Source organism: Acidithiobacillus albertensis (genome assembly GCF_001931655.1).
In the GTDB taxonomy this organism is placed as follows: domain Bacteria; phylum Pseudomonadota; class Gammaproteobacteria; order Acidithiobacillales; family Acidithiobacillaceae; genus Acidithiobacillus; species Acidithiobacillus thiooxidans.
On the sequence record NZ_MOAD01000093.1, the window covers coordinates 1 to 508 of the forward strand.

A 508-nucleotide genomic window follows, 5' to 3' on the forward strand; every position below is an offset into this window, starting at 1 on the left:
TCTCCAGCCAGGAAGCTTTGGATTCGCGCAGGCCGTCACTGACACTGACCAGCTCTTTCTTGCCCTCTGCCGTCACGCCGATAATCACCAGCAGGCAGATACGCGGATCCTCCTCCGCACGGAGGTTCGTATAAATACCGTCTACCCACCAGTAAGCATAGCGCTTTCCCTGTAGGGAGCGGTGTTGCCAATGGGCATACTCTTGCGCCCACTCCGCCTTGAGACGTCCCAACACCGCAGGTGAAAGTCCCTTGGCCTCATCACCCAGCAAAATGGAAAGGGCTTCCTGCATGTGGCCGGAAGACACCCCATGCAGATAGAGCCAAGGTACTGTAGCGGCTACCGTTCGTGATTTGCGTACATACGGAGGCGCCAGTACCGAATTGAATTTGATCCCCGATCCTGAGCGGTCCCGCACCTTGGGTACTTTGACGGGTACCGGACCCAGAGCGGTCATGATCTCGCGCTCCGGCAGATGCCCATTACGCACGACCGCCTGACGCCCATC

Annotated in this window: 1 protein-coding gene; it reads right to left on the reverse strand. The window is 58.3% G+C overall.

Features of this window, described 5'->3' with window-relative positions; genetic code table 11:
• Positions 1–508: transposase (locus BLW97_RS18230; RefSeq protein ID WP_207650655.1), on the reverse strand; the 508-nt coding region annotated here is incomplete at both ends.